At 42.4% G+C, this 23,969-nt stretch carries 24 protein-coding genes; 5 read left to right on the forward strand and 19 right to left on the reverse strand.

Features of this window, described 5'->3' with window-relative positions; all coding sequences use genetic code 11:
- Window positions 1-5: 5 nt before the first annotated feature.
- The gene (gene traF, locus MHM98_RS16270; RefSeq protein ID WP_239440422.1) at window positions 6-1,271 is read right to left on the reverse strand and encodes a conjugal transfer protein TraF; all 1,266 of its coding nucleotides are present in this window, start codon (window positions 1,269-1,271) and stop codon (window positions 6-8) included.
- Window positions 1,272-1,507: 236 nt separating this feature from the next.
- Between traF and MHM98_RS16275 the strand changes: the two genes are divergently transcribed.
- A complete protein-coding gene (locus MHM98_RS16275) occupies window positions 1,508-2,113 on the forward strand; it encodes a porin family protein (RefSeq protein WP_239440423.1) in 606 nt (201 codons plus the stop codon).
- Between the two features lie 35 nt (window positions 2,114-2,148).
- Here MHM98_RS16275 and MHM98_RS16280 read toward each other — a convergent pair whose 3' ends face one another.
- The 13 genes from MHM98_RS16280 to MHM98_RS16340 form a co-directional block, all read right to left on the reverse strand.
- The gene (locus MHM98_RS16280) at window positions 2,149-2,871 is read right to left on the reverse strand and encodes a LytTR family DNA-binding domain-containing protein (RefSeq protein WP_239440424.1); all 723 of its coding nucleotides are present in this window, start codon (window positions 2,869-2,871) and stop codon (window positions 2,149-2,151) included.
- Window positions 2,864-3,982: a histidine kinase gene (locus MHM98_RS16285; protein WP_239440425.1), complete on the reverse strand. Its 1,119-nt coding sequence runs from the start codon at window positions 3,980-3,982 to the stop codon at window positions 2,864-2,866. The genes MHM98_RS16280 and MHM98_RS16285 overlap by 8 nt, the downstream gene beginning before the upstream one ends.
- Window positions 3,975-5,213, reverse strand: a complete 1,239-nt coding sequence (locus MHM98_RS16290) for an ABC transporter permease (protein ID WP_239440426.1) — start codon at window positions 5,211-5,213, stop codon at window positions 3,975-3,977. Before MHM98_RS16290 ends, MHM98_RS16285 begins: the two co-directional genes overlap by 8 nt.
- Entirely contained in the window at window positions 5,206-5,928 is a 723-nt protein-coding gene (locus MHM98_RS16295) for an ABC transporter ATP-binding protein (protein WP_239440427.1), read from the reverse strand. The genes MHM98_RS16290 and MHM98_RS16295 overlap by 8 nt, the downstream gene beginning before the upstream one ends.
- Window positions 5,928-7,073 carry an efflux RND transporter periplasmic adaptor subunit gene (locus tag MHM98_RS16300; RefSeq protein WP_239440428.1) on the reverse strand — a complete coding sequence of 382 codons (1,146 nt, stop codon included), beginning with the start codon at window positions 7,071-7,073 and terminating at the stop codon, window positions 5,928-5,930. The genes MHM98_RS16295 and MHM98_RS16300 overlap by 1 nt, the downstream gene beginning before the upstream one ends.
- A 27-nt stretch (window positions 7,074-7,100) precedes the next feature.
- Window positions 7,101-7,808 (reverse strand): YIP1 family protein, encoded by a 708-nt coding sequence (locus MHM98_RS16305; RefSeq protein WP_239440429.1) that lies wholly within the window; start codon window positions 7,806-7,808, stop codon window positions 7,101-7,103.
- A complete protein-coding gene (locus MHM98_RS16310) occupies window positions 7,805-7,957 on the reverse strand; it encodes a hypothetical protein (protein WP_239440430.1) in 153 nt (50 codons plus the stop codon). The genes MHM98_RS16305 and MHM98_RS16310 overlap by 4 nt, the downstream gene beginning before the upstream one ends.
- 166 nt (window positions 7,958-8,123) lie before the next feature.
- Entirely contained in the window at window positions 8,124-10,013 is a 1,890-nt protein-coding gene (gene mnmG, locus MHM98_RS16315) for a tRNA uridine-5-carboxymethylaminomethyl(34) synthesis enzyme MnmG (protein ID WP_239440431.1), read from the reverse strand.
- A 482-nt stretch (window positions 10,014-10,495) separates the two neighbouring features.
- Entirely contained in the window at window positions 10,496-10,942 is a 447-nt protein-coding gene (gene mioC / locus MHM98_RS16320) for an FMN-binding protein MioC (RefSeq protein WP_239440432.1), read from the reverse strand.
- A gap of 8 nt (window positions 10,943-10,950) precedes the next feature.
- A complete protein-coding gene (locus MHM98_RS16325; RefSeq protein ID WP_239440433.1) occupies window positions 10,951-11,553 on the reverse strand; it encodes a TetR/AcrR family transcriptional regulator in 603 nt (200 codons plus the stop codon).
- A gap of 104 nt (window positions 11,554-11,657) precedes the next feature.
- On the reverse strand, window positions 11,658-12,239 hold the full coding sequence (locus MHM98_RS16330; RefSeq protein WP_239440434.1) for a hypothetical protein: 582 nt from the start codon (window positions 12,237-12,239) through the stop codon (window positions 11,658-11,660).
- A gap of 1 nt (window position 12,240) precedes the next feature.
- Window positions 12,241-12,783, reverse strand: coding sequence for a sigma-70 family RNA polymerase sigma factor (locus MHM98_RS16335; RefSeq protein ID WP_239440435.1), 543 nt, complete (start codon window positions 12,781-12,783; stop codon window positions 12,241-12,243).
- Window positions 12,783-14,534, reverse strand: a complete 1,752-nt coding sequence (locus MHM98_RS16340) for a VWA domain-containing protein (RefSeq protein ID WP_239440436.1) — start codon at window positions 14,532-14,534, stop codon at window positions 12,783-12,785. The genes MHM98_RS16335 and MHM98_RS16340 overlap by 1 nt, the downstream gene beginning before the upstream one ends.
- 172 nt (window positions 14,535-14,706) lie before the next feature.
- Here MHM98_RS16340 and MHM98_RS16345 point away from each other — a divergent pair, with 172 nt between their 5' ends.
- The gene (locus MHM98_RS16345) at window positions 14,707-16,743 is read left to right on the forward strand and encodes a glycoside hydrolase family 97 protein (RefSeq protein WP_239440437.1); all 2,037 of its coding nucleotides are present in this window, start codon (window positions 14,707-14,709) and stop codon (window positions 16,741-16,743) included.
- Window positions 16,744-16,828: 85 nt separating this feature from the next.
- Window positions 16,829-17,086: a hypothetical protein gene (locus MHM98_RS16350; protein ID WP_239440438.1), complete on the forward strand. Its 258-nt coding sequence runs from the start codon at window positions 16,829-16,831 to the stop codon at window positions 17,084-17,086.
- A gap of 1 nt (window position 17,087) precedes the next feature.
- On the opposite strand, the gene mnmE is transcribed toward MHM98_RS16350, so the two are convergent.
- The 5 genes from mnmE to rpmH form a co-directional block, all read right to left on the reverse strand.
- Window positions 17,088-18,455, reverse strand: a complete 1,368-nt coding sequence (gene mnmE, locus MHM98_RS16355) for a tRNA uridine-5-carboxymethylaminomethyl(34) synthesis GTPase MnmE (RefSeq protein ID WP_239440439.1) — start codon at window positions 18,453-18,455, stop codon at window positions 17,088-17,090.
- A 157-nt stretch (window positions 18,456-18,612) separates the two neighbouring features.
- The gene (gene yidC / locus MHM98_RS16360; RefSeq protein ID WP_239440440.1) at window positions 18,613-20,268 is read right to left on the reverse strand and encodes a membrane protein insertase YidC; all 1,656 of its coding nucleotides are present in this window, start codon (window positions 20,266-20,268) and stop codon (window positions 18,613-18,615) included.
- 6 nt (window positions 20,269-20,274) lie between these two features.
- On the reverse strand, window positions 20,275-20,538 hold the full coding sequence (yidD, locus tag MHM98_RS16365; protein WP_239440441.1) for a membrane protein insertion efficiency factor YidD: 264 nt from the start codon (window positions 20,536-20,538) through the stop codon (window positions 20,275-20,277).
- Window positions 20,493-20,861: a ribonuclease P protein component gene (gene rnpA, locus MHM98_RS16370; protein ID WP_239440442.1), complete on the reverse strand. Its 369-nt coding sequence runs from the start codon at window positions 20,859-20,861 to the stop codon at window positions 20,493-20,495. Before rnpA ends, yidD begins: the two co-directional genes overlap by 46 nt.
- Before the next feature lie 10 nt (window positions 20,862-20,871).
- On the reverse strand, window positions 20,872-21,006 hold the full coding sequence (gene rpmH / locus MHM98_RS16375; protein WP_101215276.1) for a 50S ribosomal protein L34: 135 nt from the start codon (window positions 21,004-21,006) through the stop codon (window positions 20,872-20,874).
- A gap of 422 nt (window positions 21,007-21,428) precedes the next feature.
- Here rpmH and dnaA point away from each other — a divergent pair, with 422 nt between their 5' ends.
- Window positions 21,429-22,814: a chromosomal replication initiator protein DnaA gene (gene dnaA / locus MHM98_RS16380; protein ID WP_239440443.1), complete on the forward strand. Its 1,386-nt coding sequence runs from the start codon at window positions 21,429-21,431 to the stop codon at window positions 22,812-22,814.
- A gap of 46 nt (window positions 22,815-22,860) precedes the next feature.
- Window positions 22,861-23,961: a DNA polymerase III subunit beta gene (dnaN, locus tag MHM98_RS16385; protein WP_239440444.1), complete on the forward strand. Its 1,101-nt coding sequence runs from the start codon at window positions 22,861-22,863 to the stop codon at window positions 23,959-23,961.
- Window positions 23,962-23,969: the final 8 nt, after the last annotated feature.

The raw sequence follows: 23,969 nt of genomic DNA on the forward strand, positions 1-23,969 counted from the left end.
CGTCCTTAAAATTGGTTGCTAATAGAAAGATTAATGAATGCACCGCGCGTCGTTGAATCGCCGTCAATTTCCGTTTTATCTAACGAGTAGCCAAGACCTAAACCAAACCAGCCCCAAGTCAATTCACCTGACAGGTAACTTAGCTCGTTGCCAACAAGGTTGTTTGAATAAGTTAAACGGGCATTAGGCGCAAATGAAGTTTCTGGTTTGTAGCCAACAGATGCCGTCATCCACTGCTCTTCAACACCAACAGGTGTTACGTGATCGCTCTCAAGGCTGAAATCGGCACTAAAGCGCTCATTGTCAGAAATATAGTTCGCTTGGAAGGTTGCGTAGCTGGTTGCCTTATAGGTTTCAGTGAGGTCAATGCGATCAGAGTAAGACAACGCAGTTAAACAATTACTGCGGCTAATGTCATTGGTTAAATCACCACAATTTTTACCCAATTCACCATAATCAAACTCTGGCTCATTGACGTTTGATAAGGTTAAGCCGAGATTGTAGTTTTTCGCTGACCAGTAAGCGGATAAATCTAAGGCTATTTCAGTGGTTTCATTTTTGAAATCTTCGTAATCATCGAGGAAAGTATCCGATAAATCATCATCGCCGTCCGCTGCTTGAAAACCGATAACCTGCTTTGATAGACCTAAACGCTGTACATTTAAACGCGCACCAAGGTGTAAATCACCTTGTTTTGGTTGCCACACTAATCGGCTGTAACCAAATGAGAACTCGAGCATATCGGCAACTTTTACATAACCAGCAGCATTCGTTTCAATGGTTTGCTGTAGAGGGTTATAACGAACTGTGTCATCTAAAATATCAATATGAGCAGTGCCATAAGTACGCGTACTAAAGCTAAATGCATCTTTCTCACGCTTCCAAAGTACTGATAGTGGTAGCTCTAAACCAACGTTAACATCGGCGTAGCCTTTATCGCCTGCCAGCTTTAATACGGCATTAAAGCGATCAATTAAGGCATTAGCTTCATCCAGCGTAATGTCATCGCGATCGAGTTCATCGATTAAATCTTCGATATCATCGGCAAAATCAGCATCGCCAATTTCACCACCAAAACGCAGTGAAGTTAAGAAAGCAAAACTGGCTGACTCTTTAGTGTGAGCGTTAACACTCGCAGCGTTTACACCATTCATGGCATAAGCATTATGAGTAGCAACGCTATAACGTGAATTACTCACTTGATCACCTTGTGCAGCATAGAGTGGCGAGCAGAGTAATAAGGATAATGGGGCAAGTTTTTTGAATTTCATGTTCAAAATTCCTTTTACGTGAGAAGTGCGTTTAAAACAGATTTAATTAATTGAACCATACAAAGTAGCTATTAGACAGTGATTTCAGACAATAAAGTAGTGTTTAACCTTACTTTCCCTTACGTATTCTTACATAAACGAACATTTCCCCCACAGTATCCAACAGTCTAAGACACTTTATTTTCATATGATGTTTGCCATCGAAATAACACGATTCAACTTACAAGGAAAATATGATGACTAAACTGAAAACACTATCAATCTCGCTGGTTGCGATTTTGGGAACAGTTGGCGTTAGCTCAATGGCACAGGCGGCAACTAAAGGCCCACATAGCGTTGGCGTTCAATTAGCTGGTGGCGGTGCTGAATACAAAAATTCAAAACAAGACGGCGATGGCGCTGGTTCTATTTACTTTCACTACAACTACAATTTTTCTGACATGTTTGCGCTAGAAGTCGGTTTAAACGGCGGTGGCGATGCCGAAGATTGGAAATGTAAAGACACTAAAGACAAGCTAGTGTGTGAGAGACAAACCAATAAGTTCTTTAACCTAGCGGCAGATGATTTTAAATACGGTAACTTAGTGGTTGCCGCCAAAGGTCAATACGCCTTAACAGAGCGCAACAGCTTATACGGCAAACTCGGCGCTAACTTTTACGATTACGAAATTAACAATGGTAAAAACAAGCTAGTCAGCGATGATGGCATTGGTTTATTCGCCGAAGCAGGTTGGCAATATCAATGGGATAACGGCGTCGCTGTCAAAGCGGGTTATCAATTGATGAACATGGGAGATTTAAAAGTATCTGGCACGACTTTAGGTGTTAGTTACCAGTTTTAATCATCATTGGGAAAGGCGTTAAGCGCCTTTCCTTTTTAAAACACATTAAACAGTTGCTTGAGTGATTGTACTTGGCGACGACTGACATCAACTTGTTGATTTGATTTCATAATTGCCACTAAACTACCAGAAGACATCCCCTCTTCCAAGCGTAAAATACTGTCGATACGGACAATTTCACTTCGGCTAGTTTTAAAGAATTGCGCTGGGTTAAGGCGTTTTTCTACCTTGTTTAACGACGAGTGAATATAGGATTTTCCTTGAGTGGTATAGACAGCAACATGATTACCAACAGATTCAAAACGTTCGATTTCTTCGAGGCGAACGATTTGATTGCTCTCGCCTATTTTCAATAACAAACCGTGATTATCAGGTAAATACTCAACGACCTCAGGCGCTTTTATTGCAACGGTTTCTTTCACTCTAGCAATGGTTTTAGCCAAGCGCTCTGCATTAACAGGTTTTACAATGTAATCGGTGGCGTTAAGAGAGAATGCATCCACCGCGTGCTCATTAAAGGCGGTGCAAAAGACGAATTTGATGTTGGCATCAATTTGCTGCGCCAATTCCAGCCCCGTCACTTCCGGCATTTGAATATCGAGAAATACCAAGTCGATAGTTTGCTGCTTGAGAATAGACAAAGCTTCGGCGGCATTTTTAGCCTGAGCTACCACTTCAACGTCATCTATTTGAGTTAATAAGCGATTGAGTTCGACTCGCGCTAAGCGCTCATCATCTACAATTAAAACTTTAAGCAAGTGGCAGCTCCATTTTCACTTCGAAAAAACTATCGGTCTTAGTTTGCACCCATTGATATTTTTTACCAAACATTAATGACAGGCGCTGCTTTACGTTTTTCATGCCAGTATTGGTACCGTCCGCCTGCGATGGTTTATCGATAGTATTGCCCACCGACAAGTGCCATTTTTTATCGCTAATCTTATTGGCACTCACCATAATTTTTCCCGGCTCACTGTTTGGGGAAATGCCATGTTTAATAGCGTTTTCAATCAGTGTTAAGAGGGTTAATGTCGGAATTTGTTGTCCTAATAGTTCATCGTCCAGCGTTACGCCTAACTGCAAGCGTTCTTCCAAACGAATACCTTCGATAGCGAGGTAACGAGAACACACATTCCACTCATCTTCGAGGGTCGATTTTGCTTTGAGATGTGCTTGAAGATGAGTTCGAAACAATTCAGATAACTGAGTCACAGTATCTGCGGCTTTGTCTTTATCTTCATAGATAAGCGCGCGAATACTGTTAAAGGCGTTAAATAAAAAATGAGGATTTAACTGATTAGTTAGCTGTTGAATTTGCGCCTGATGCATTTCTTTTTGCACCTTACGACGATTGATTTGTTGATGCCAAAACGTATAGACAATAGCCCACGCTAAAAACACGATGTAGGTGTTAAATATGAGTAATGCGATAAAAGGAAGTTTTTGTATATCAAACTCGGTTTCCCCTTGATCGTTAAACAATTTAAGAGAATTCACATCAGTAAAGGCGAAATATTCAAACTGACCAACGCCCACTGCACCAGCAATATGAATAACAGAAACAGGAATTAAAAAGGCTAAGAAACGCCACACTTTAGCCCCTGATAAAGCAGAGTGAGTGATTTTTATTTTTAAGTAACTACGAATGAAAAAATGCGTAATCAAAAAGAACCACAAGCCATCAACCACGGCACGCAATACGATAGCGCTATACTGACCGTTGTGCGTAATCATCGCCTGCAAAATGGATACAGACATGAATAAGTTAAGGGTTAAGCCTACAACGGTAACTATTTTGTAACTCTTAGTAGAGGAGAACGCGATAGCGCGATATTCGCGCCACCAATCATAAAATGCTTGTTTATTCATATCTTAATGCATCAACTGGATTTAATTTTGCAGCTTTGATTGCCGGGGCAAGACCAAAGACTACCCCGATTAAGGTGGTAAAGCCAAATGAAAGTCCGATTGCCCACAATGGCACCATCACGCCATTAGAACCCGGCATAAATAGCGCTACCATGGACGCTAAACCATAACCGAGAATTAATCCGATCAGGCCACCTAATAGTGATAACAGCAAGGCCTCGACCAAGAACTGGAACAAGATAAACTGCGGACTAGCGCCTAGTGCTTTGGCAATACCGATTTCCTTAGTACGTTCGGTCACCGATACCAACATAATATTCATAATGCCAATACCGCCAACTAACAAACTAATACCAACGACGCCACCTGCCACTAAGGTGACTGATGTGGTAATACTTTCAAATTGTTTTTTAGTTTTCTCGGCAGTGACAAACTCAAAGTGATCTAAATCATCGCCGCTTAGTTTGTGTTTTTGACGCAATACCTGACGAATATTTTCTTTGATCGCCTTAAAATCTGCACCAGCAGCAGGCCTAAACATAATATCTATGTTGTCCGTTGCCTGAGAGCCATTAAGGGAACGAACTGTACTGAAAGGCGCGATAATGTAGTTGTCTTGATCAAAGCCAAACAAGCTCCCGCGCTTTTCCGCAAGACCAATCACCCGAAACCAATCGCCGCTAAGATTAATGAACTCACCAATAGGATCTTCCGGCATATTGAGTTTTTTAGCTACTGATGCACCAATAAAGGCAACGCGGCGACGACGTAAATCATCACTTTCAGATAAGAAACGTCCCAATTCAGGATAAACGTGAATGACCGCCTGATAGCTACTGTCAGTACCTATAATTTGAGTTTGGGTGTTATTGCGACCGTATTGCACGCTAGAGCCTAAACTAAAGGCGCGCATTACCGCAGTCATGTCCTCGACGTTTTTAACTTTGCCCTTTAACAACAAGAAATCGTCGTAGCTGATTTTATTACTAACACCTAACATCTCTTGCTCTGGATTGGTGTAAGCGCGTAGTGTCACCATATCACTGCCTAAATCATCGAGCTGATCGGTAATATTGGCACTTAAACTCTCCATGATGGCCACCACTGTGATTACCGCGCCGACGCCAATAATAATCCCCAGAGTGGTTAAGGCACTGCGCATTCCATGTGCGGTAATCGCTTGCATTGCTGCTTTAGAGCCTTCGTAGAAGGCGTGAAAAAATCTAGCCATGACTCGCTTCCTTGTGATTTAACACATCACTTTCAATTTGACCGTCAACGAGACGAATAACACGGCGACAATGATCAGCAATATCCGCTTCATGGGTTACCAAGATAATGGTGTGGCCTTGATCGTGAAGTTCATCGAATAAGTCCATAATGTCACGCGTGGTTTTACTATCGAGATTCCCCGTAGGTTCATCACCGAGAATAATCGCCGGATTAGTGACTAGGGCGCGCGCAATAGCTACCCGTTGACGTTGCCCACCTGAGAGCTGATTGGGCAAGTTTTTGAGCTTATCTGCTAATCCAACGCGTTTTAGGGCGTCTAATGCTAGTTGTTTGCGTTCACTATTTGGCATCATGCGATAAATTAGCGGCTGCATCACGTTTTGTAACACGCTAGCACGCGGCAACAAGTTGAAGCTTTGAAAGATAAAGCCAACGCCATAATTTCGAATTTCCGCAAGCTCGGCTTCACTTTGGCTGGCAACATTTTGATGATCGAGCCAATATTCACCAGCACTAGGGTTATCTAAACAACCTAAAATGTTCATTAACGTCGATTTTCCAGAGCCGGATGGGCCTGTAATTGCAACGTATTCATTTTTATAAATAGATAAATCGACATCCCGCAGTGCGTAAAACGCTTCATCCGCCATGTGATAGCTTTTGCTAACCCCTTTTATGGCTATAACGGCTTCGTTTTGCTGGCTATTCATCATTAACTATCCTTTTTCAGACTAAGCTCACTGCCCTCTTTAATATCGCGAACAATGCGACTAGGGCCGGTAACAACCACTTGCTCCTTTGATAAGCCACTGACAATTTGCTGACGCGTATCTGTGGCCATACCAACTTCAACCCACTGTTGCTTAGCAAGTCCATTTTCAATCACCCAAACATAGTGTTTATCACCCTCTTTCAAAATTGCAGAAATAGGCGCACTTAATGATTCTTCAGCCTGTGCAGTAATGATTTCAGCACGACAGCTCATACCTGGATAAAGTTGCTGGCTGTCTTTAAGGAGTACTTTAACGCGGAAATATAGGCCTAAACCTTGGCGATCGGCGCGTGCCGATGTGCCGATACTAGTCACATCACCTTTTAGCGCCTGTTTTGGATTTGCCGCAGCGAAAACTTCCACCGCCATTCCCGGTTTAACGCTAGCAATATCGGCTTCATCGACTCGTAACTCAGCCAAGATGGTTTTGGGATCAGCCAAGGTCATTAGTGCCGAACCAACGATGTTAGTGGTACCTGCGATAACAGTTTCACCCGGTTTAACATCAACTGCAGCAATAAGCCCCGGCATCGATGCTCTAAAAGTGGTTTTGCTCAGGCGATCTTTGGCAAAAGCTAACGATGCTTTGTTTTGATTAAGACGCTCTTGCGCCGCTTTTACCTTAATGCGGGCAACGTTTAGCTGACTGCGAAACTGCTCTAAATCATCAACGCCAATCAACTTTTGTTTAAACAGCTTAGATTTAACGGCGAATTGACGCTTCATTTCGTTGTACTGTTCTGTAACGAACTCAATTTCGATTTTCTGCGCATTAACCGCGGCTTGATTGTTAGCAACATCTGCTGAAAACGCCGTTTGATCAAGTTGCATCAGGATCTGACCTTGCTCTACATATTCCCCCTCTTCTACTAGAACTTCAGTCACTATCCCTGTGACTTCTGAGCGAATTTGAATTTGGGTGTTAAAAATCAAATTACCCGAAGCTAAAATGCTGTCTGATAGCACTTCACTAGCAATTTTTTCGCTACTTACCGAGAGAACTTGATGGTTGTCGCTATTTTTTTTCCAAAAGACTAAGGCACCTACCCCAGCGATTATAGCGATGAATATTAAGAGCTTTTTCATGGTCTGATCCTGTGACTCAAATTGCAGTTAAGCGGCGATAATAAACCAAGCACCGAAAATAACGATCAATGGTAAAACAGCGAACAATGCAGATTTAACCATCGACGTTTTTAAGCAACGATTAAAACCAACAGCCGCAAGAATCACTGACCAAATAGCGAATAGATTTAGAGATTCAGCCCAAGCATATAACGAATCTGTAGGACCATAATTAAACACAAGTTGGTTTAAAGAAGCATAATTAGCCATCGATAGGGGTAAATCTGCAGTAGCCGCACTTAAAAACAATGCCATAAAACCAAGTGTGTTAATGATAGACGGCATTTGCGTCCAAATAGTGAACGTGAACCAATCACCAAAAGATAATTCAGGCTCGGCACCACCCGCTGTTTTACCGATAATTAAGTAGTAAGTTGCGAATAGTAAGCTGACGACTGGTACGAAAATAGCCGCAGAAACAGCAGCCATAATTCCCACGTAATCGGCCATCATTGTCATGGCTTCTCGTGCAGCTTCGCGCTCAGCTGGTGACATATCGCCAGCCGCCATCAATTGTTGCTCAACGATCCATGAGCTAGACATACCGCCAAAGAACATCACTGAGCTAACGGCTGTAATGCCGATAATTAGCAGCATGCCCGCAATAGCCCATTTTTTATTGGCTTTTAGATTGTCGAAAACAGATTTTGGCTCAACGAATATATTCACAAGAGCCATAGGTGAAGAGTTACTCATAACACAGTCCTTTCATCATTATTGGATTTTAAAGAGTTGAGCAATAACGAACCGCTGATACCAATAACCGTCAATTTAATTAATCCTTGCCACTGACTTGCTGATAAGCCGTAGTTAAGTAATTCGATTGCGTTGAGGTATTCAATCATCGTGATAGCTCCTTTTTTGATGCTGCTATCTTAATGAGTGAAATGATAGTGTGGGGTAAAAAATGACGAACGGTTAAATAAAGTGATTTTCGGAAAATATAAGTTACGAGATCAAAAAGGGTGCTTGAAGCACCCTTTCTTTTTTGCAAACTATAAGAGCTAGCGTTTAGCCAGCTTTTTTCAGTAAGCCTTTCTTTTTCATGTACACCAACAACAGCGAAATTGCCGCTGGCGTAATGCCAGAAATGCGACTTGCCATACCGAGTGTAGCAGGGCGTGCTTCGGTAAGTTTTGCGACAACTTCATTAGATAAACCAGATACTTGGCTGTAATCTAAATCGATTGGTAGCAAGGTATTTTCATTGCGTTGTTGCTTTTCAACCTCATCCATTTGACGAGCAATGTAGCCAGCGTACTTGATTTGAGTCTGCACTTGGTAAGCGGCGTCTTCTTTCTCTAAGCCAGGACCAAAACCGTCAATTTTCATTAGCTCATCATAGGTAACTTCAGGACGAGTTAATAAATCTTTTAAACTAGCTTCGCGGCTTAATGGTGTTTTCAACATCTGATTAAGCTCGGCACTTTGTTCGCTTTTCGCTTGTACCCAATGTGATGCCAAACGTTGTTTTTCTTGCTCAACGCTTTCGATCTTTTCGTTAAATAACTTCCAGCGATGATCGTCAACTAAGCCTAACTCACGACCTTGTTCAGTTAAGCGAATATCGGCGTTATCTTCACGCAATAACAAGCGATATTCGGCACGACTGGTAAACATACGGTACGGTTCTTTAGTACCTAGCGTTGATAAATCATCAATTAATACGCCCATGTAAGCTTGGTTGCGTTGTGGTGACCACACATCGAGATCTTGCGCTTGGCGTGCCGCATTTAAACCAGCGATCAAACCTTGGGCACCCGCTTCTTCATAGCCAGTTGTACCGTTAATTTGACCAGCAAAGAATAAGCCGTTGATAAATTTGTTTTCTAAACTCGGTTTTAGATCGCGAGGATCGAAGTAATCGTATTCGATGGCATAACCAGGGCGAGTGATAAATGCATTTTCAAAACCCTTCATCGAATTAACCAGTTTTACTTGGACATCAAACGGCAAGCTGGTGGAAATACCATTTGGGTAAACTTCGTTAGTCGTTAAACCTTCTGGCTCAACGAAAATTTGGTGTGAAGTTTTGTCGGCAAAACGGGTAATTTTATCTTCAATAGAAGGGCAGTAGCGCGGGCCAGTTCCTTCAATAACACCGGTAAACATCGGGCTGCGATCAAGACCATTACGAATAATGTCGTGAGTTTGTTCGTTGGTGTGAGTGATGTAACACGGAATTTGCTCAGGGTGATCTTCTTTACTACCAATAAAAGAGAAAGTAGGTAACGGATTATCACCAGGCTGTGCTTCAAGTTTTGAAAAGTCGATAGTTCGCGCATCGATACGCGGTGGTGTTCCAGTTTTTAAACGATCAACACGCAATGGTAATTCGCGTAAACGATGGGCTAATTTAATAGATGCAGGATCACCAGCACGACCTCCCGTATGATTTTCTAAACCAATGTGAATAGTGCCACCAAGGAAAGTACCGACGGTTAATACCACTGCTTTAGCGGTAAACTTAATGCCCATTTGGGTAATAACACCACAAACTTGATCGTTTTCAACGATTAGATCATCACAAGATTGTTGGAAGATGGTGAGGTTAGGTTGGTTTTCTAACTTAGCACGCACAGCCGCTTTGTATAACGCGCGGTCTGTTTGAGCACGAGTTGCGCGAACTGCTGGGCCTTTACTTGAATTTAAAGTACGAAATTGGATACCGGCAAGATCGGTAGCTTGTGCCATGTAACCACCAAGGGCGTCGATCTCTTTAACTAAATGGCCTTTACCAATACCACCAATGGCTGGGTTACAAGACATTTGGCCTAGGGTATCGATGTTATGTGTTAACAAGAGGGTTTGTTGCCCCATACGAGCCGCTGCTAGTGCCGCTTCAGTGCCTGCATGACCACCACCAACGACAATTACGTCAAACTGTTTGTTAAATAACATTTCTCATACCACGTGTTTCAAAAGGGCGAATATTCTACCAATTTTTTATCTGATCTAAAACGATCATTTTGGCGAGATCCAACACATAATATAAATAGAATTATTTAAAGATCTTTATTAATTCTTGTTATTAACGATCGCCTAGATCTGTGCGTAAGTGATCTAAGATCCTGATGATCAAGATCATAATGGCGATCATAAAGTGTTAAATGATCGCGATCTATCTTGGGATCAAAGTGTGAATAAAAGCGCCAGTTATCCACAGAGAGGTTTGGAAATAAAGTTATTAACGAATAAGTTTTTTTTAATTAGGGGATATAAGGTAGTTATTCACAGGTTAGATCTAATAAAAAGTGTGATCTTGAATAAACTATTTTTAGCAAACCAATAAAAAAACGGATCTCAATGGGTAATTGAGATCCGTTTTATGGCGATCGTAAGCGCTGTTTTTATTGTGATCTTGGCGTTTGAGCACATTAAATCTAGCCCTCTAGCTTGTCTTTCCACTGAACAAACCAAGTTTCTGCGAGATCTTCAGGGATTTCACCGGTGCTTACGTCGATATTTAATGGATCCACCAGCGCTATTGCACCGCGATCTCGCATCATTTGATCTACGGTATTTCCCGCTTGGCAGAAGGTGTCGTAGTTAGTGTCACCTAGCGCACATACCGCGTAATCTATGTGTTTTAAGTCAGTTTGAATGGCTAGTTGATCGATAAAGTTTTGAATATTGTCAGGGAAATCACCAGCGCCGTGAGTTGAGGTACAGATGATCCATGTTTGGGGAACTTTGAGATCGAAATCATTGAGATCCGTCGCTAAATGTTGGTTAACTTCAACGCCATCTGGAACTAAGGTTGCTAGATGATCGGCAACGTATTCGCTGGAGCCCAGCATAGTACCGACAATAAAATGAATTGGTTTCATAGTGTTTCCTATTTAAAAAAACTCGACTCATCACCTGCATAGGTAATAGAGCGTAAACAAAACTGCTGACATTGCGAAATGAGCTTAATGCGCTCAAATGTAGGCATTTGTTGATGTTGCCAACGCAACGGGATCAATGTGGCTTCATTGAGCGTTCCCATGATTGCGCTTGCGACAATTGCAGGATCTTGTTCGAGAAAGATCTCTTGTGTTATGCCTTGTTGAATTATGTTGTGAAATACTTGCTTAAATTGATCTTTAAACCGCAACCTATGTTGTTCAATCCGCTCTGACAGGGGTTCTGCGAACAGGGCATAAGAGAGTTTGTCTGCCATTAATGCCCGAGAAAAAAGTTGCTCGAGGGCTGTGGTTAATTGTGTTTTAGGATCTTTTGATGTGTATATTTGTGCGTGATCCAATACGAGATCGCGTTCGGTCAGTTCACAATAAACTTGTTCTAGTAAGTGATCTTTACTGGTGTAGTGTTTATAAACCGATCCTACCGCCAGTCCTGATACCGTGGCGACTTTTTTAATCGTCAAACCACTAAAACCTTCTTCTGAAACGATCGTTTTGGCAGCTTCAAGTAGCTTCGCACGTTGTTTCGCCATGTGGGCTCGGGTTTTTGCTGTTGGTCTATAAGCCATAACTTGTTGTATTTGTTATTTTTGTACTAGCTTACCTACAACATTAAAATAAGTGAATGCTAATTCATTTATTTATCTGGTTTAGCGATTAAATAGTGTAGTTCTTTTGGTAATGCGTCTTTGCCAAAGCGTTTTTCAAAATTTTTGGCAGCTTGCATCGCTGCATTTAACTCTTTTTGCTTTAACAAGTTTCTAATTTCTGCAATATCATGGGCTTGTTGCTTAGCGATAAATTCCATTTTAGCCATTTCACGTTTGCTAAGTCGAGCTTTTTGCGTCGACCTAACGCTATGAAACTGCTTTTTTTCCATAGGAGGTGGTATTAAAACTTCGGGCTGTGATGCTTTTATTTCATGAATTATCATGTTCTCGTCTGCAGCATTTTCGTTAGAAGAAGCTGTAATAGCCGTTGGTGCTGAGGGCTCTTGGATAATTGGCGGTTGTTGGTAAGTTTGCGGAAAATAGAGCACTAAAATACTGACTAGCGCAATACTGGCAACCAAGGATAACGGTGCGTAACGTTTGAAAGCGCTTATTGGTTTTTTGCGCACGCTTTGCTGCGCCATTTGTGTAATTTTATTATCAACGCTAATTGGCGGCATTTCTGTCGCTTGCTGTTTATATTGTTGGTCTATGTCGTGATCGGTCATCTTATTCTCCTGCCACGGCGTTGACGAGTGATAGGCACTTACGCAGCGATTGATAGGCGTATCGCAAGCGACTTTTCGCTGCTTCCATTGAACATTCAATTACCTGTGAAATTTGTTCTAGATTGAGATCGGTTTCTTGTTTAAGTAAGAAAGTTTCCAGCTGCGGCGCAGGTAATTTTTGCAGGCAATGATCTATCGATTGTCGCTGTTGTCCTGTAACAACCTGCTGCTCAGGAGTTAGGTGGCCGTTGCCGCTAGTTTTTTCAGAATCATGCTCGTCGTCGATGTTCTGATTATGTCGATTCTGCTGGCGATGATGATCTATTAAAACGTTGTGGGCGATTGTGTAAAGCCAAGTAGTAAACTTGGCGCTTGGTTGGTAGCTTTCCTTGGCTTTAATTAACTTACCCCATAATTCCTGCATCAGATCATCAGCTATTGTCTTATCGCTACACTGCCTGAGTAAATAGCGATAACTTGGACCTTTATGGCGGGCATACAGCAAGTTGAACGCCATTAAATCGCCCGCCTTAAAATCGATCATTAGTTGATGGTCTGAACGTTTGATGACAGTTCCTTAGTCAAAGTTGACGTTGATTTCAGTGTTTTTACCGTGCGCATCAATTGAATAAATTCGCTGCGATAGCCAAATTCGTCACTGCCTTTATTGGCTAAAGCAAGGTTTATCATATCGTCAATCGAGTAATCTTGCAGATATTTTCCACCTCTTAACAATTGACCAAATGCGGTAACTGTAGTGGCAAATTTGAGATCGACGCTAGGTTGTTTACTCAGCTGCGATTTATCAACAACTTGCTCGATAAGCTTGCTATTTTTTTGGTTAGGCAATTTGTAGCGCAGTTTTACATTGGCTATTTCATTACTGTTGCTTGGCGTCGTATTTGTCGCTCGATACTTTAAATCATCAACTGATTGTTGCTTTGCATTGTGCATGGTTAATTCGTAAAGCGCTGTCATTTGATGCCCTGCACCAATTTCGCCGGCATCGACTTTATCGTTATTAAAATCTTCGTTGGCCAACGCGCGATTCTCATAACCGATGAGGCGATATTCGCTGACTAATTGTGGGTTAAACTCTACTTGAATTTTTACGTCATGCGCAATGGTGCTGAGGGTTGATGATAATTCGTCGACAAGAACCTTACGGGCTTCGTTAATGTTGTCGATATAGGCGTAATTACCATTGCCAACGTCGGCAATTTGCTCCATCAGGTGATCGTTGTAATTGCCTTGTCCAAAACCGAGCGTTGTTAACGTAATGCCTTGTTCGCGTTTTTTCTTGATCAGTTCTTTAAGGGCATTGGTATCGCTTAAACCGACGTTAAAGTCGCCATCAGTAGCTAAAATCACGCGATTGATGCCATCTTTAATAAAGTTTTCACTGACTAAGTTATATGCCAGCTCTATACCTTGGCCGCCGTTGGTTGAACCACCAGCATTGAGTTGTTCGAGGGCATTGCTAATTGTGGCATATTCATTACCTGGCGTTGGTTTTAGTACCATGCCTGCTGCACCGGCATAAACCACAATGGATACACGATCATCACTATCGAGCTGTTTGGTGAGTATTTTTAACGAGCTTTTTAACAGCGGTAGTTTTTGCGGTGAGTTCATTGAGCCTGATACATCTAATAGAAATACTAAATTAGCATTTCCAAGCTCTGTTTTAGGCACTTCATAGCCTTTGAGGCCGATTTTTAATAACTTACGATCGCGGTTCCACGGTGATGTCATTAGTTCGGTATTCACACTAAAAGGTTGGCTAGTATTTTGCGGCGTGGTTTGGTGATAATTGAAATAGTTAAGCATTTCTTCAACGCGCACTGCATCTTTTGGTGGTAGTTGACCGCGATTGATAAAACGGCGCATATTCGAGTAGCTTCCTGTATCCACGTCAATTGAAAACGTTGATAGCGGTGATGCACTCACTTGTTTTACACCATTTTCGTCAAACTCTTGATACTTTTCGGTATTTACAGGCTGCGGATGTGGCATCGGCATTATCATTGGTTGAGCCATTTTGTGGCGTGCGAATTGTTTGGTAGTAACTGGCTGGCTAGTGAGATAGTGATAATCTACCGCTACCTCGGCTCGCTGTGGTTTCTGTGTTTGTTGTTTAGCTATCTCTTGTTGTTTCTTCGCTTCTTGAGCCTCTGTTGATTGGGCTTCTTTTGATTGATCCTTTTTTGATGGAGAGAGAGGCCCGCTACAGCCAATAAGCGTTAGCATCAGTGCGAAAGCGATGCTGGTTTTTATAGTATTTGATGAAGTCATAATTACCTCGATAATTAACAAAGTGAATGTATTGGTTATTGCTATAAACGACGAGGGTTTAAAAAAGGGTTATTTATTTTTATTTTTTTGAATACGTATGCAGCCAATTGAGTGAAGTTTAGGGAGCAAGTTACTATTTTTGTTCAAAAAATAATAACTACAAAGGTTTGCTATGCGCGTTTTAAATCCACTGTATGCCGCACTCATTACCGCGGTGTCATTTCCCGTATTTGCCGAGTCTGTCAAAGTAAAATCACCCGATGGCTCTATCGTTGTTACCGTATCTGACGACAGTAAATTTCCCACTTATCAGGTGTCACTCGATGGTAAATCTGTAATCAATAATTCCCGTTTGGGCTTGGTATTTAAGAAACAAGGGGAATTTAGCGACGGTTTCAAAATTAGCGATAGTAAGCGCAGCAGTAGCGATACGACTTGGCAACAACCTTGGGGGGAAGCCAAAGATATTCGCGATAATCATCAGCAGTTAACGGTTACTTTTAAACACAAGAAGCAGCATTTTGATGTGACGTTCAAAGTATACGATGACGGCATTGGTTTTCGCTATGAAGTGCCGAAACAAGCTGGTATGAAAGGGCGCGTTGATATTACTAATGAACTCACTGAATTTAGCGTAGCTAATGCGGATAAAGCACAGTCGTGGTGGATCCCTGCGCGTGGTTGGAATCGCTATGAATATGTTTATGAAAATACGCCAGCCTTTAAAGCGGCGCATGTTCATACGCCATTTACCCTAAAAACCGATCAAGGTGTGCATTTAAGTATTCATGAAGCGGCGCTTACTGATTATGCTGGCATGACATTGAATCAACGTCGTCCAGGGACTTTTAAAGCAGACTTAACGCCGTGGTCAGACGGTATTCTTGTTAAAAAAAAAGCTGGATTCACAACGCCGTGGCGTACCGTGCAAATTGGTCGTAAGGCAGTTGATTTGGTTAACTCTAACTTGATACTAAACCTTAATGAGCCAAATAAACTTGGCGATGTAAGTTGGGTTGAGCCGGGTAAATACGTTGGCATTTGGTGGGGGATGCACCTTGGTGAAAATACTTGGGGCTCAGGTGAAAAGCACGGTGCGACAACGTCAGAGACAAAGCGTTACATGGACTTTGCCGCCAAACACGGTTTCGATGGTGTATTAGTTGAAGGCTGGAATATCGGTTGGGATGGCAGCTGGTATGAAAACGGCGATGTCTTTAATTTCGCGAAATCATACGATGATTTTGATATTGATGAAGTGGCTAAATACGGCAAGAGTAAAGGTGTGCGTTTAATTGGTCATCACGAAACATCTGGCAGCGTAACTAACTATCGTAATCAAATGGACAAGGCATTTGATTTATACAAAAAACACGGCGTTACTCAGGTAAAAACTGGTTATGTAGCCGATGGCGGCCAAATCAAACGCATCGATGAAAACGGTAAGGTTCGTCACGAATGGCATGATGGTCAGTTTATGGTGAATGAATATCTGCATTCGGTAAAACAGGCGGCTAAGCGCGGTATTAGTATTAATACTCATGAACCAGTGAAAGATACTGGCCTGCGCCGTACTTATCCGAACTGGATCGCTCGTGAAGGCGCGCGTGGTCAAGAGTTTAACGCGTGGGGCACGCCGCCAAATCCACCAGAGCATATCGCTAATCTAGTATTTACACGCATGTTGTCTGGCCCTATGGATTTTACACCGGGCATTTTCGATTTAGGCTTTAACGGTATCGGTGATGCAACGGTTAACCGTCCACAAACGACGCTAGCTAAGCAGTTAGCACTTTATGTGGTGATTTATAGCCCAATTCAAATGGCGGCGGATTTACCACGTAACTATGAAAAACGTCCTGACGCGCTGCAGTTTATCAAAGATGTTCCCGCTGACTGGCAACGCAGTATCGCTCTTGATGGGGAGGTAGGGGACTTTGTAGTAACTGCCCGTCAGCAGCGCGATAGCGATGACTGGTATCTAGGTGCTGTTACCGATGAAAATGCCCGTGATATCGAGGTTAATCTTGATTTCTTGGCTGCTGGTAAAACTTATCAAGCACAGATCTACCGTGACGGTAAGGATGCCGATTGGGTAAATAAGCCTTATGAAATGGTGATCGAGAATAAAAAGGTGACTAGTAAGGATAAGCTCAAACTGAAATTAGCAACCAGTGGTGGTGTAGCTATTCGTTTTAAAGCACTTTAATCGTCAATAAGCACAGAGAAACACTTGTACATGACTAGCAAATTCGACATTATGACAAAATGTCGATTACAAAACGTGAAAATGTATGAGTGTTATTTTTTATCGAGTTAAAGAAGGGGAATTTGCGCGGTTGGTAGAAACTCAGTCTATCACAAAGTTTATTGCTCAAGAAAATGAAAATTCACCACTAAAATTCTCTCTGGTGGGTATCAATCCCGATAAAAAACTCGCCTACATTGTCCGCCATGGCCGCAGTGATGAACTGCGAACATGGCGTTTAGACACTTTAGGTGCCTTTCTTAAAAAGCTTGGTGTAACTAATTTAGAAGTGCAGTTTGGTTAGGCTATTTACCGATACAAAACGAGGTAAAGATACGGCTTAGTAAATCATCACTGGTAAACTCACCGGTGATTTCGCTTAAGTATTGCTGTGCTAAGCGCAGTTCTTCCGCTAATAGCTCACCTGCGTTAAAACCAACGAGTTGGTCTTTACCTATGTCTATATGTTCTTTAGCGCGTTCTAGGGCTTCTATGTGGCGTGCACGCGCCATAAAGCTACCTTCGCCAACACTTTGATAACCCATGCAGTCTTTAAGGTGGTTTTTCAGTAAATCGACACCTGCGCCTGTTTTGGCTGAGATGTTGAAAATAGGGTAGTCGTTGTTATTGCTTTCACCTGCGGTGTCGCCGCTGAGATCGGCTTTATTTCTCACCACTGATACACCAGTATCACTCGGTAATTTAGCCATAAATTCTGGCCAAATTTTGTGAGGATCGCTGTGATTAGTTTCGGTGCTATCCACCATAAATAATACGCGGTCGGCTTGGTTGATTTCTTCCCATGCGCGCTCGATACCAATTTGCTCGATTTTATCTGGGCTTTCACGTAAACCGGCAGTATCGATAATGTGTAGTGGCATACCATCGATATGAATATGCTCACGCAGTACGTCACGCGTAGTACCGGCAATATCGGTAACAATAGCCAGTTCTTGGCCAGATAGAGCGTTAAGCAGTGATGATTTACCTGCGTTAGGGCGGCCAGCGATAACTACACGCATCCCTTCGCGTAATAAACTGCCTTGGCGCGCTTGACGACGTACGGTATCTAGATGTTCGATGATGGCATTTAAATCGCCTAATACCTTGCCGTCAGATAAGAAATCAATTTCTTCTTCTGGAAAATCGATGGCGGCTTCTACGTATATACGCAGGCGAATGAGCGCTTCTACGAGTTCGTTAATGTGATTTGAAAAATCACCTTTCATCGACTGAACAGCGGATTTAGCGGCTTGCTCAGAAGTAGCATCGATTAGATCGGCAATGGCTTCGGCTTGGGCTAAATCCATTTTATCGTTCATAAAAGCGCGTTCTGAGAACTCACCTGGACGAGCAGTGCGTACGCCGTCGATAGTTAATACGCGTTTTATTAGCATATCGACAATGACAGGGCCGCCATGGCCTTGCAGTTCTAGTACGTCTTCACCAGTGAACGAATTTGGGTTATTAAAGAATAGGGCGATGCCTTGATCTAACTCGCTGCCATCGGCATTTAAAAACGAGCAATAGTCTGCCATACGCGGTGTTGGTACCTTGCCTAATAATTCTTGGGCGACGCGCTGAGCCAGCGGGCCTGAAACGCGTACTATGCCTACACCACCACGACCGGGGGGCGTGGCTTGGGCAACTATGGTATCTGTGTCAAAGCTCATGGAATATTCTTTGGTTGGTGAATAAATATTGGGCGGGATTTTAGCATAAGCTTGGCGGAATATAGACATAAAAAAAGCGGCTTAACGCCGCTTTTATGCTCAGGATGAGCGGTATGCCGCAATATCAAGGATGATAAGGAGCGGCAATACGCTTAACTTACTTCTTACCAGCTTTCGCTTCTTCGTTATCGATTTGGCGATAGATGTAAGTTTGTTGTAGTAGTGTCACTATGTTACTTACTACCCAGTAAAGTACTAGACCAGATGGGAACCATAAGAAGAATACAGTAAAGATAATTGGCATGATTTGCATCATCTTCTGCTGCATAGGGTCGGCAGACATAGACGGTTGCAACTTACTCATGTACCACATGCTTGCACCCATTAAGATAGGCAGTACGTAATAAGGATCTTTAACTGATAAATCAGTAATCCAGAACATAAATGGCGCGTGACGTAGCTCTACCGACTCTTGAAGCATCCAGAATAAACCTAGGAAAATAGGCATTTGTAGTAGTAATGGTAAACATCCGCCTAATGGATTTACTTTTTCTTTGCGGTAAAGTTCCATGGTTGCCTGACCCATCTTCTGACGGTCATCACCGTAGCGCTCTTTTAATGCTGCCATTTTAGGTGCTAATTGACGCATTTTCGCCATTGATGTGTATTGTTTTTTGGTTAACCAATACATTGAACCACGTACAGCTAGAGTTAGCATAACAATAGCAACTCCCCAGTTACCAACTGCAGTGTAGAAGAGTGTTAGTAATGCGTGGAGCGGCGATGCCAACCACCATAGGAAACCGTAATCAACAGTTAGGTATAAGGTCGGAGAAACAGCTTCTAGGCGATCTTGTAATTTAGGGCCTGTGTATAGCGTCGCTTTAAACTCTTGCGTAGTGTTTGGCGCAATCGTAGTTGGCTGTCCCATAAAGCCGATAGAACCTAGCTCTTTGTCACCTGTTAGGCTGGTATATAAGCGGTTTTCTTGATCGCTAGCTGGTACCCAAGCCGTCACAAAGTAATGCTGAATCATCGCAACCCAACCACCTTGAGTGATTTGTTTTAGGTTGGCATCGTCCATGTCGCTAAAGTCGTATTTTTCGTATTTGTCTTGCTCAGTTGAGAAAGCAGCGCCGCGGTATAACTGCATAAAGAAACTGCTTTCTTCAGTTGGCTTAACTACGCTTTGCGTTAATTGACCCCAAAGTTGAACTAGGATGTTTTGACTTGAGGTATTTTTAACGCGGTAGCTAACATCGACATTATAAGCATCGCGCTTTACCGTGAATACTTTTTCGAATTCGATGCCTTGAGCGTCGGTGTAGCTAAGTACTACGTCGATGCTGTCTTGACCAGCATCTAACACATAGCTTTGCTTAGCTGAGCTGTATAGAGGACGTGATTCTTGAGTCGCATCGTCTGGGCCATTGGCGCCAATTAAGCCACTCTTAGCAACGTAGGTGTAGTTCGGTAATTTTTCTAGAAGATTTAAATCTTCTGCACCATTCATCTCAACCGGATACTCAAGTAGTTTCGATTCAACGATGTCACCGCCTAACGTATCGATAGATAGTTTTAATAAATCAGACGTGATGGTGATGATTTGGCGATCGGCTTGAGGATTTAAATCTGCTTGGCTCGCAACGGCGGTGCTAGTAGGCACTAAATTGTTAGTAGTGGCCGCATCATTAGCTACAGCTGTTGGTTGTGTTACAGGTTGTGGTGGTTTATTTGCATCTTGCCATTCCATGTATAGCAAGAAAGAAATAAATAACAGCCCCACAATCAATATATTACGTTGTGATTCCATAAGATTTTAATTTCTTCTCTGGTTAGGTGAATGATGTTTCGGTGGTACAGGGTCGCTGCCACCATCATTAAAAGGGTGACATCTTAATAGACGTTTGCTTGTTAACCAAGCACCTTTTAAAAATCCGTGACGATTTATTGCTTCAATACCATATTGAGAGCAGGTTGGGGTAAAGCGACAGCGAGGACCTAGTAGTGGACTTATAAATAACTGGTAGCCACGAATTATCGCTGTTGCTGCTCTTTGTAGCGGCGTGCGATTTTTTTCCATAACTTGTTAGTTAGTTTATTTAATTCGTTGTTGTCTAATTTCCCAATGCCGCCTTTCGCGATAATGACATAGTCTAATGGCAAAATATCATGTTGATTTAAACGAAAGTTTTCGCGTAATAAACGCTTAATCTTGTTGCGGTCGACCGCGAGCTTAACTTGTTTTTTTGGTACGGCTAAACCCAATCGTGGATGATCGAATTCGTTGGTACAAGCTAAAATGGTCAGTTGGGGGGAACCCGCTCTTAACGGATTTTTGAAGACATTTGAGAAATTCGCGGGAGTTAAGAGTCTTAACTCCCGAGAATAAGAATAATTAACCATGGGTCAATTATTACGCGCTTAACTTAGCACGGCCTTTTGCGCGACGACGAGCAAGAACGGCACGACCGCCCTTAGTTGCCGAGCGAGCACGGAAACCGTGGTTGCGCTTGCGTTTTAAAACGCTAGGTTGAAAAGTACGTTTCATAGTATTAACTCGATCGAAATTAAACTGTACAGTTTTTGTGAAAGTTGCAGTATTACAACTGACACAAGCCTAATTAAAGGACGCAAGATTCTAGAAAAAATAGGCCTTATTGTCAATGCATAATGTTGTTTAAAGCAGCAATAATCGGCGTTTAGATCACGTTTTTAGGTTCATCATGTGGCGAGTTATTTTGTGAATTGAATTTAGTTTATTTTAAGTTATTGATCTTAATGTTTATTTAGTAACGATCTTTTAAGGATCCTCTGTTGTTGCACACTACAAAAAACACCGTAATTTCATCAACTGTTAATAACTTTGATCAAAGCTAAATTTAATTCACAATTAGTGGCAGTTTCACTGGTGATTTGGTGCCTCAAGGGCTAGAATGTCAGTCCTTTTGATATTTGTTTTTGGAGTGCGCAGTGACAGCATGGATTTGGCAACAATGCTTAGATAGATTGCAAGAAGAATTACCTGCAACGCAGTACAGCATGTGGATCAGACCGCTGCAAGCCGAGCACGACGAAGACACTCTTACCTTATATGCCCCAAACCGATTTGTACTAGATTGGGTGCGTGACAAATACCAAGATAATATCAACAGCTTTTTAGTTGAAGCTATGGGCAGCGATGTTCCAACACTGCGTTTTGATATTGGTAGTAAGAAGCCTGCACAGGCGCCAGTTGATAACAACGCCAAAGCGACTAGCTCGCCACAAGCGGCTACGACAAACAACGCAGTAAAGCCAAGTTGGGAAAAAGAGAGCGATGCGCCGCAAGCGACATTGGCCTCAAACATCAACCGCACTTACAAATTCGATAACTTCGTTGAAGGTAAATCGAACCAGCTGGGGCGCGCAGCAGCCATTCAAGTAGCAGAAAATCCAGGCGGCGCTTATAACCCGCTATTTCTATATGGCGGTACAGGTTTAGGTAAGACTCACTTATTACACGCCGTAGGTAATGGCATTTTAGCCAATAAGCCAGATGCGAAGATCGTTTACATGCATTCTGAGCGCTTCGTACAAGATATGGTTAAAGCGCTACGTAACAATGCCATCGAAGAATTTAAACGCTATTACCGCAGTGTTGATGCACTCCTTATCGATGATATTCAATTCTTTGCTAATAAAGATCGCTCACAAGAAGAGTTTTTCCATACTTTTAATGCACTGCTGGAAGGCAATCACCAAGTTATCCTAACCAGTGACAAATACCCGAAAGAAATTGAAGGGGTAGAAGATCGTCTGAAATCTCGTTTTGGTTGGGGTTTAACAGTTGCTATCGAGCCGCCGGAATTAGAAACCCGTGTTGCTATTTTGCAGCGCAAAGCCGACGAGTCTAAAGTACACCTGCCTGATGAAGTGGCGTTCTTTATTGCCAAGCGTCTGCGTTCGAATGTTCGTGAGTTGGAAGGGGCATTAAACCGCGTTATCGCCAATGCTAACTTTACTGGCCGTCCTATTACCATCGATTTCGTTAAAGAGGCGCTGCGCGATCTATTAGCATTACAGGCTAAATTAGTAACAATCGATAATATTCAAAAAACGGTAGCAGAGTACTACAAAATTAAAGTATCTGATTTACTGTCTAAACGCCGTACCCGTTCGGTGGCGCGTCCACGTCAGGTGGCAATGGCATTATCGAAAGAATTAACTAACCACAGCTTGCCAGAAATTGGTGAAGCCTTTGGTGGTCGTGACCATACAACAGTGTTACACGCTTGTCGCAAGGTGGTTGAACTGCGCGAAGAAAATCACGACATTAAAGAAGATTACTCGAATTTAATTCGCACGCTTTCATCATAACAACAATAAAAACTGTCGATAAATAACGTACAGGAAGCTAATCACTATGAAATTTACTATTTCACGAGAACTGTTATTAAAACCTTTAACCTTAGTCTCTGGTGCAGTCGAGCGTCGTCACACACTCGCTGTATTATCTAATGTTTTAGTAGAAGTAAGTGATAACTTACTAAAGATGACGGGTACTGACTTAGAAGTTGAATTAGTTGGTTTATCACCACTTGAAGGTGAAGTTGTTGCAGGGCGCACTACAGTACCAGCTAAGAAGTTCTTAGATATCTGTAAGGGTCTACCTGATGGCGCGATGATTTCGATTGAGGTCGATGGCGAGCGCATGGTTATTCGTTCTGGCCGCAGTCGTTTCGCATTAAGTATTTTATCGGCAGATGACTTTCCAAATATCGAAAACTGGCAAAGCGAAATCGAATTTGTATTACCGCAACATCAATTGCGATCGGTCATCGAAAGTACCCAATTCTCGATGGCTAACCAAGACGTGCGTTATTACCTCAATGGTATGTTGTTCGAAACTGATAACAATCAATTACGCACCGTAGCTACCGATGGTCATCGTTTAGCGGTGAGCAGTCGCCAAATTGAAGTGAGCTTGCCACAAAAGCAGGTGATTGTTCCACGTAAAGGCGTCATCGAATTATTGCGTATTATCGAAGCGACTGATGCGCCTGTGACTGTGCAAATTGGCGAGAGCTTGTTACGTGCTTCAATCGATAACGCTATTTTCACAACTAAGTTAGTCGATGGACGTTTCCCTGATTATCAACGCGTATTACCACGCGGTGGTGACAAAGTGATTGTCACTTCACGTATGGAGCTAAAACAAGCGTTAGCGCGTGCGTCTATTTTGTCTAACGAAAAATTCCGTGGTGTGCGTTTTAACTTTGCCACCGACGAATTAAAAATTACGGCTAACAATCCAGAGCAGGAAGAGTCACAAGAGATTGTCGACTTAGCTTATCAATATGACGATTTAGAAATCGGTTTCAACGTGAGCTATGTGCTTGATGCGTTAAATGCATTGAAGAGCGAAGATATTCGCATGACTTTGGGTGATGCGAATTCGAGTGGTTTGATTGAAGCTGCTGACTCATCAGAGTCCATGTACGTAGTAATGCCAATGCGTTTGTAGTCGTTTAT

It is taken from the genome of Psychrobium sp. MM17-31 (genome assembly GCF_022347785.1).
In the GTDB taxonomy this organism is placed as follows: Bacteria; Pseudomonadota; Gammaproteobacteria; order Enterobacterales; family Psychrobiaceae; genus Psychrobium.